Below are 8,632 nucleotides of genomic sequence, written 5' to 3'. Positions count from 1 at the left end.
GTTAAGTGGAAGTCCTGAGAGGGATGAAGCTGAGGCGTACTAATAGACCGAGGGCTTGACCTCTGTTTCTACATGGTAATTGATGACTTAATTCTCTGCAGTCTTCAGGGTTTTTTACCCTTAAATTTTTGGCGTTGCTGAATATCGGTATGAATTATTGAGCAACCGGAACATCCCAGAATTTCAAATAATATAGTAACAATCTAATTGAGTTTATCACTAGTTCTTCTGATTTGGAATAGCATAGTTTCTTGCGATGCAGTCGAACTCGCGGAGCATTACTCACAAGTTACAGCACTTCCGGATGTTATGAGGTACAGTAGCAGCAATTAGTAAACCAGTTTTTAAGATGTTTCGGATTAATTAAGTCAAGAGCCACAGCAATTATCCTGTCAACCATTTTAGTGCTGATTGGTGAAAACTGGATCAATAAAGATTTGAGTTGCCACCACCATAATTCAATTGGATTAAAATCAGGAGAGTATGGGGACAAACACAAGATAGAAGCACCCACTGCTTCTATCATAGGCTTAATTGAATCTACTTTATGCGCTGGTAAGTTATCCATCACTACTACTGCTCCCGACCCCAATTGTGGCACTAAACATTGAGCGATAAATACCTCAAATGCTTGGCTATCCATCGAGTTGTCCATGGTCATTAATGCCACTAATTGGGTGAGACTAATTGCACCAATTACGGGTCTTCTGGGTTGGCGGTGATAAGAAAGACTAATTAGAAAAGCAAGCTAATAGTCGATCTCGAAAATTGTCAAAATTAACAAATCCATAGGCTTGACGTTTAATCAGTTTGAGACGATTGTTGATTCCCTCCATAACACCACTCGTTGTTCGGTTCAAAAAATAGTTACAAATTCCATCGATATGATTGCGAAGCATGGTTAGGGTATCACTGTAAATTGGTTGTGCTTTCTTAATCCATTTAAGCAGTGATTCTCTCCCCTCTTCCACACTATGATGACTTTCAAAAATCTCTCTGAATTCTTCCTTCAATTCATAGGCCAGCTTAAGACGCTTAGATTGACTTAAAACTGTAGCCAATTTAACCCGTTCCTCTTCTTTTAAATCTCCACCATTTCTCAGGACAATAAATCGACTCCCTTTTCCTTTAATATTGCTTTGTATTCGGATCTTATTCAATTCCTCATTCACATATTTCATCACATGAAATCGGTCATACACCACAATCGCATTCGGAAAAACTTCTTGGATTACTTTGGGAAAACCACCCCACATATCTACACTCACTTCTAACACCTGCTCGCGAACCTCAATCGGTTGCTGAATAAGGACTTCCATGATACCTTGCTGTTCATGACTGTCGATCACTTCAATCAATTGACTTTGGTCAATATCGGAAACTACAGTCACAAAATCTTGATGCCCTTTTCTCATACTAATTTCATCGATACTCAGACGTTTAACCGCTCCCCATGAGGCTTTTTTACTTGTTCTCGCTGATGATTAAAAATTCCTTGAATCTGATCCCAACTTAATTCTTCCTCTCGTTTTACCTGTTCTACTGTTGTCACCTGAACACGGTGATAAATATACTCCTCATATCGTTGAGTATAGCGCCGACCTTCATCAACAAAACACAGTTGCTCTGTGAAATATTTTTGACAATTTATACAGTAGTATTGGCGACGAGGAATTTCCAATTCGATTAACTGACCTGAAATCGGTAAATCTCGAATCAAGATTGGACGAATCTGATGGAGTTCATCTGTGGACTTTTGACAGTGAGGACAAGTAGCATAATCCATCAAAAAACCCACTTTTAAAATTGTTTTTCTATCATTTTTACTGTAGTTTAGACTAAATAAAGATGAGAAAGGTGGCTTCAGAAGAACTAGAGCCACCGCGCTGGGAGAGAATAAGGGTGAAAAGAAAACCTATCCACTCCCTTAATGAACAGTGAACGATTAAAAGACTTTCGTCAAGCAGCATACGAGTTATTAGTGCTGGCGAAAGATGCAACATTCGAGCTGATGGATGCAGTAATGACAACCAGGAATGCGGCTTGTTTGGCGGAATTTTCGCTCAGTCCGCTATTCAATCGTCAATGGTCAAGCGTCTATGAAGCCTTACAAGACTGTAGACCAGACCGGAAAAAACTGATGATGCTGTATCAAGAGCAATTACAGCAGCAAGTACCTAGAACAGAACATATATTAGTGGCAATTGACCACACTGCATGGGCGAGACCTGACGCTCAAACATTAAAAGACAGAACCCATGAATATCAGAAAGGCTGCATTGTTGGACAGGGATATAGTACAATTGCGTGGATACCTGAAGAACAAGGAAGTTGGGCATTACCCCTACTCCATGAAAGAATTAGTAGTGGGTCTTCACCCATACTTCAAGCAGCTTCCCAACTCAAACTTGTTTGCGAACAAAGCGTCAACCCAATATTAGCAGTCTTAGACGCCTGAATATGGCAATGCAACTTGGGTATTAGCGCAAGCAGATATTCAAGCTGATTGCTTAATGAGAGTCCGAAAGAATGCTTGTTTTTGGTCAGCACCACCAGCCTATAGTGGTCGCGGTAGACCGCGAAAACACGGGTCCAAAATGAGACTCAATGACCCAACCACATGGCTCAAAGTGGATACTGCGATCGAAATTGACTCTCATCCACAGTTGGGACAAGTCCGAGTCCGTCAATGGCTTGACTTACATTTTTATCGCGCCCCTGAACATCCTGTCAATTTAATTCTCATCGAAAGACTCAATCCCATGTCAAACGGTCAGCCGTTTCCACCCTTGTGGTTGGCTTGGGTGGGAAAACGAACTCTACCTTTAGAAATAGTTTGGTTTAAGTATTTACGACGTTTTGGAGTGGATCATTGGTATCGGTTTGCCAAGCAAAGATTACATTGGACATTGCCTAACCTGAGAACTCCCTCTCAATGTGAGCGGTGGAGTGATTTAATGCCCTTGATGAGTTGGCAACTCTGGCTGGCTAGGGATTTAGTTAAAGAAAATCGACTGCCTTGGCAATCTGCTACGATCGATTTAACTCCTGGACGTGTTGCCCAATCAATGTTATCGATTTTAGTTGACATTGGTACTCCGACGAAACTACCTAAACCGAGGGGAAAATCTCCTGGTTGGGAAACAGGAAAGGTACGGATATCGGCACCACGATATCCCACTGTCAAAAAACGAGTCTCTCGACGCAAAAAGTCCTCAAGATTAGTTGTTTAATCTCCTCTATTTGGAATTGTTGAGCAATAACTTGCCCGGTGTTGAAAGGCAGGTACTTTTAGATGCGATCGTTTTTTAGTCTAAACTCCAGTTTTTAATACATCTTTCAATCGTAATGTCTGGCAAATTGAGTAATCCGTCAAGATGGAAATCCATGAGCTTAGCCTCTAGCATAAAGTTCCTTAATTATACAGTTTCCACCGCAAACCCAGAAGAGCCCAGAATCATCGCTCCTAAGAGTATAAGACAAGGAATTTGCCGATGTCTCAAAGCCGGAGTCAACCCAGAATTTCCCGAACAGGGGACACCTCAAGGTGGGGTGGTAAGTCCACTATTAGCTAACATCGCCTTAAATGGAATTGAAAGTATTCACAGATACCATAGGATATCAAACCAAAGAATTACTGACAAGACCTCAACGAAAGATATTATCGAGCCAACAATCCGCTACGCGGACGACATGGTGAGCGCGACACGATGTCGCATGTTGTGAGTGAGGAGGTGACTTCTCTAGGTTAGTGTCCAAACCTATCCTCAATCTCCAAGGGCATCACTGGTAACGGTGGGGTCTTTTGCAAGGAGGTAACGTCTAAGGAGCGTCCAAGCCATTTGGACAAACCGGGCAAGAGGAAGACTGAATGGGTGAACGCAAGTGAATCTCTGATGAGGCTGCGTGACGTCTGGTCATCGAAATATGGCTGATACGGTGATGAAGGGACAATGAACCTCGGTCTTACCAATCGAGGCACGGAATTCGGTCTTATGAATCGAATTCGAGGACACCCCGTCCCCGCAGTAGAGGAGACACCCTCTTCAGTTGCATCTCTAACATGTGGAACGTGATAACCGCAATGGGGTCTGGATTTCCAGTAGGTCAACCGCAAGGACGACTGAATTCCCCAGTGGGACAGGGATGACCCAAGAAGCGAACGCCAGTAAGCCGAAAGGCAAAGGAAATCCATAACCTGCTGGATAGGGCAATACCCAACCTGAAAGGGTGCTGACGTGGGTCAGGTGAATTACCCAAAGACTTCTGTAATGATTTCTCACTGAAGGACAAGTTAGATGCAAAGCATAGCTTTAGCAAACGGAACCAAAGGGCAAACCGATTGGAACGCCATTAACTGGCGCAAAGTCAATCGGACTGTCAGGAATTTGAGACAGAGAATCTTTCGGGCGACCACAGAACGAAACTATAAAAAGGTACGTTCGCTTCAAAAGCTAATGCTACGAAGCTATGCCAATATTCTTACGAGTGTTCGCAGAGTGACGCAGCAGAACGCAGGTAGAAATACGCCAGGAATTGACAAAGTAGTGGTGAAAACTCCTACAGCCAGAGGCAAACTGGTCGATGAATTATCGGTTTTCACCCTTTGGAGAGCAAAACCTGTGCGTCGGGTGTACATTCCGAAATCAAACAGAAAACAACGTCCTTTGGGAATCCCGGTTGTCCAAGATAGATGTCTTCAAGCAATGGTCAAGAACGCTCTTGAACCAGAATGGGAGGCAAATTTCGAGGGAACCAGCTACGGATTCCGCCCTGGTAGAAGTTGTCATGATGCAATTGAGAAGATCTTCGGCTTAGCTCGACCAAATAAACGGAAGAAATGGGTCGTAGATGCTGACATCAAAGGCGCATTTGACAATATCAGCCATGAATTCTTGCTCAAGGCAATTGGTGAAGTCCCTGGTCGGGAACTGATTAAACAATGGCTCAAGGCAGGATACATGGAACAAGGAGTTTTTCATGAAACGGATAGTGGAACTCCCCAGGGCGGCGTGGTGTCCCCCTTGTTGGCTAACATTGCCTTGCATGGAATGGAGGAAGCCATTGGTGCCAAATACGACTCCAGAGGTCAGTCTATTGGAAAGCGAGCAATTGTTCGTTATGCGGACGATTTTGCAGCATTCTGTGAGTCTAAAGAAGATGCCGAAGAAGTGATTGAAATCCTAAAAAGTTGGTTGCAACAAAGAGGGTTAGAGCTATCGGCCCAGAAAACCAAAATTGTTCATCTGAGTGAGGGATTCGACTTTCTAGGCTTCAACATCAGACACTACAGAGCCGAAAAAACCTCTAAAACAGGTTGGAAGCTGCTGATTAAGCCAAGCAAGGAATCGGTAAGCAAAATACGGAATAAGTTGCGAAAGGAATGGCTCTCCTTGCGAGGGTCGAATGTTCTAGCAATTATTAAACGCTTAAACCCCATTATTCGAGGATGGGCGAACTATTTCCGTTCAGGAGTGTCTTGTGAAATTTTTCATAGTCTTGACCGTTGGATGTTTCATCGGGCAGTTCGCTATGTCAAGCACACCCACCCTACAAAACCCCGTTACTGGAGACAAAGCCGGTATTGGGGCAGGCTGAATTTAGAGCGTAGCGACCGATGGGTATTTGGTGACAAAACCACAGGAATGCATTTGCTCAAATTTAGCTGGTTCAGGATAGAAAGACATATTCTGGTGAAGGGCAGATCATCTCCTGATGATCCAAATCTTAAAAGCTACTGGCAAAACAGGGAGAAGGCTAAATCTAAATCTCTTACTCCCAGTAAGCAAAAGATTGCTCAGAACCAAGGATGCATTTGTCCTAAATGCGGAGAATCTCTATTCAACGGGGAAGAACGAGATGGAGGGAAGAACTGCATGTTCATCACATTGAACCAAAACAACAGGGTGGGAGTAATAGCTACAAAAATCTCCGATTCTTACACTTCTACTGTCATCAACAGATTCATGCTGCAAAATGACTGAAGCATGTGGAAGCTAGTAATTTGCTTAAGCCGGATGTGCTGAAAGGTACAAGTCCGGTTTTGAGGGGCGCGACCTGAAAGGTCGTTCGGCACGTGGAGCCTACTCCACTAAGGGATTCACACCCCTTACTCTCACGTAAAAGACTCTATTCTCAGAGTCCGGTCACGGTCAAGTAGGTAACGAAACAACTGGAGTGCAGACCACGAATGTAGCCGAAGCTGACAGCCTAAGTCGGTCAGGAGCTAGAGAGAGTTCTCGAATGGTGAACGAAAGTGAACTATCGTTAAACGGCGTAATACCGGGAGTGTCCAAATAAGGCTGATAGGACATTATGGGTGGATTTATAACTCCCTTATTTATGAGTCGTGTGAACTTAAACCCATCGCTGAACTAGATAGCACCTAACCGAGAATGTAAAACCAAACGATACGACAGGGTAAGTCCTACAGAGTCTAGGAGAGGTCGAAAACTCCTAGTAGGTCTAAGGTAACGAGGACACAACTTTCTGGAGGATAGAGGAAGGGTTAAAAAGCGAATGCTGAGTTGTAATGATTCAGATAGGAGTTCAAAATTTGCTCCTGAACGAAAGTAATAGCAGACTTAACCTCGGTCTAACACGAATAGAAGAAAAGACAAATAAATCGAACTCAATGACAAGTTAGATCCTGCCATGAAAATGACCGTAAACGGACAAAGAGAACGGCTTAAAGATTGGAGCCAGATTAACTGGAGACAGATGAGTAAAGCCGTGAGAAATCTACGTCGAAGAATCTTTCGTGCCTCAGAAACTGGTAATTTCCGTAAGCTCAGAAACTTGCAGAAATTAATGATAAGAAGTTACGCCAACCTATTATTGTCTGTCCGACAAATCACTCAAACCAATCAAGGTAAACAAACCGCTGGTATTGATAAGGAGGTAATCAACTCACCAGCCCAAAGAGTGGAATTTGTTAATACATGGAAGGGTGGAAATCAAAAACCTGTGCGGCGAGTAGAAATCCCCAAGAAAAATGGCAAAATGCGTCCCCTCGGTATCCCAACCGTCAGGGATAGAGTCATGCAGGCAATAGTTAAAAATACACTGGAACCTGAGTGGGAAGCTAGATTTGAACCCAATTCCTATGGGTTCCGACCTGGCAGAAGTTGTCAAGATGCTATCGAACAATCATTCACCAGATTAAGTGACAATCCCAGAGGTAGCAATGATAAATGGGTTCTAGAAGCTGATATTAAAGGCTTTTTTGACAACATCGCCCATGAATCTATCCTAAAAATGATTAGTAACTTTCCTAAAAGAGGGCTAATCGAAGGATGGTTAAAAGCTGGATTTGTTCTCAAAGGAAAAGTAAACCCTACAGAGACGGGCACACCACAGGGAGGAGTCATCTCCCCACTTCTAGCCAACATCGGACTGCATGGATTAGAAACATATATAAAATCCACCAACCACCGACTAGGCGTGGTTAGATATGCTGATGACTTTATTGTCACAGCTAGAGACAAAGGAAGTCTCGAAACTGCCAAAATCCAGATTCAAGCGTGGATGTCCGAACAAGGACTCGAACTCAGTGCTGAGAAGACGTTAATCACGTCAATAGAAGATGGCTTCGACTTTTTGGGTTATAACCTCAGACATTACAACAGTAAACTGTTAATCAAACCCTCAAAACCTAAAGTTCTCAATTTTTGTAAGAGAATCGGTCAAGAGATAAAAAGTCTGGATGGGAGTAACCAAGAGGCAATAATTAGAAAGCTGAATCCGATTCTCAGGGGTTTTGCCAACTACTATAGAGGGGTAGTTAGCAAGCAAACCTTCAGTTACATTTCACACAGGGTGTGGGAATACCTCTGGCGGTGGTGTAAACGCCAACATCCTAAGAAAAACACAAAGTGGGTCAGAAAAAGATACTTTAAAACCATCAAAGGCAATAAATGGACGTTCGCTACCACAATTAGCGACCGCCGAGGAAAAGAGAAAATTATTACTCTTTATCCGATAGCGTATACGCCCATCGAACGTCACATAAAGGTTAAAGGGAATACTTCACCTGACAACCCTCTTCAACAAGAATATTGGCTCAATCGAAACCAAAGACTAGGCAAATCATACTGGAGTAAGGGCGGTAAATACTATTCCGTCGCTCAAAATCAAAACTGGATTTGTCCTATCTGCGGAGAGTTATTGTTAAATGGAGAGGAAATAGAAACCCACCACATAGTACCTGTTGCTAAAGGCGGTACTGACGACGAGTACAACCTACAGCACGTCCATCTAGCTTGTCACAAACAGGTACATTCCAAAACTCAAACCCAGTCTCAAAAGGCCTTAAGTTAGGCTTGAGCGCAGTGAGTTGGAAACTCTCATGCTGCGTTCTCAGGGGAGGGGAGAGCGGCGACGCTCGAACCTTACCCGACGAGGGGGTTACAGCGATGTAATCCCTTTACCCGACTCCTCCATGAGGATGTAGAAGTTGTAAAGCTATGCCAGGTAGAAATAGAGAAGTGGTTAAGTGGCATTGGGTTAGAATTAAAACCGAGTAAGACAAGGTTAGCCCACACCCTGAACAAGTTATATCAGGTTCGGATAATTAGTTATAATTAAGGGCAGCCGATTCACAGGGACGCCAAACCCCCTATGCCAAAAAAAG

At 43.4% G+C, this 8,632-nt stretch carries 6 protein-coding genes and 2 pseudogenes; 4 read left to right on the top strand and 4 right to left on the bottom strand.

Annotated elements, in window-relative coordinates; translation table 11 throughout:
* Positions 1–154: 154 nt before the first annotated feature.
* The 4 genes and pseudogenes from QUA90_RS29550 to QUA90_RS29535 form a co-directional block, all read right to left on the bottom strand.
* Positions 155–265, bottom strand: a pseudogene (locus QUA90_RS29550) (IS1 family transposase); the annotation flags it as partial.
* Between the two features lie 42 nt (positions 266–307).
* The gene (locus QUA90_RS29545; protein WP_333448694.1) at positions 308–736 is read right to left on the bottom strand and encodes a transposase; all 429 of its coding nucleotides are present in this window, start codon (positions 734–736) and stop codon (positions 308–310) included.
* Positions 732–1,415: an ISL3 family transposase gene (locus QUA90_RS29540; RefSeq protein WP_333332878.1), complete on the bottom strand. Its 684-nt coding sequence runs from the start codon at positions 1,413–1,415 to the stop codon at positions 732–734. Before QUA90_RS29540 ends, QUA90_RS29545 begins: the two co-directional genes overlap by 5 nt.
* Before the next feature lie 17 nt (positions 1,416–1,432).
* A complete protein-coding gene (locus QUA90_RS29535) occupies positions 1,433–1,786 on the bottom strand; it encodes a transposase family protein (RefSeq protein WP_333448693.1) in 354 nt (117 codons plus the stop codon).
* A 144-nt stretch (positions 1,787–1,930) separates the two neighbouring features.
* Between QUA90_RS29535 and QUA90_RS29530 the strand changes: the two genes are divergently transcribed.
* The 4 genes and pseudogenes from QUA90_RS29530 to ltrA (QUA90_RS29510) all read left to right on the top strand — a co-directional run bounded on the left by QUA90_RS29530 (position 1,931) and on the right by ltrA (QUA90_RS29510) (position 8,319).
* Entirely contained in the window at positions 1,931–2,458 is a 528-nt protein-coding gene (locus tag QUA90_RS29530) for a hypothetical protein (RefSeq protein WP_333448692.1), read from the top strand.
* A gap of 13 nt (positions 2,459–2,471) precedes the next feature.
* A pseudogene (locus QUA90_RS29525) lies at positions 2,472–3,233 on the top strand (hypothetical protein); the annotation flags it as partial.
* 1,065 nt (positions 3,234–4,298) lie between these two features.
* A complete protein-coding gene (gene ltrA, locus QUA90_RS29515; RefSeq protein WP_333448691.1) occupies positions 4,299–5,984 on the top strand; it encodes a group II intron reverse transcriptase/maturase in 1,686 nt (561 codons plus the stop codon).
* A 670-nt stretch (positions 5,985–6,654) separates the two neighbouring features.
* A complete protein-coding gene (gene ltrA, locus QUA90_RS29510) occupies positions 6,655–8,319 on the top strand; it encodes a group II intron reverse transcriptase/maturase (protein ID WP_333448690.1) in 1,665 nt (554 codons plus the stop codon).
* Positions 8,320–8,632: the final 313 nt, after the last annotated feature.

Source organism: Microcoleus sp. D3_18_C4 (assembly GCF_036702355.1).
Classification (GTDB): domain Bacteria; phylum Cyanobacteriota; class Cyanobacteriia; order Cyanobacteriales; family Microcoleaceae; genus Microcoleus.
This window is presented reverse-complemented; position numbering and strand designations above follow the sequence as displayed.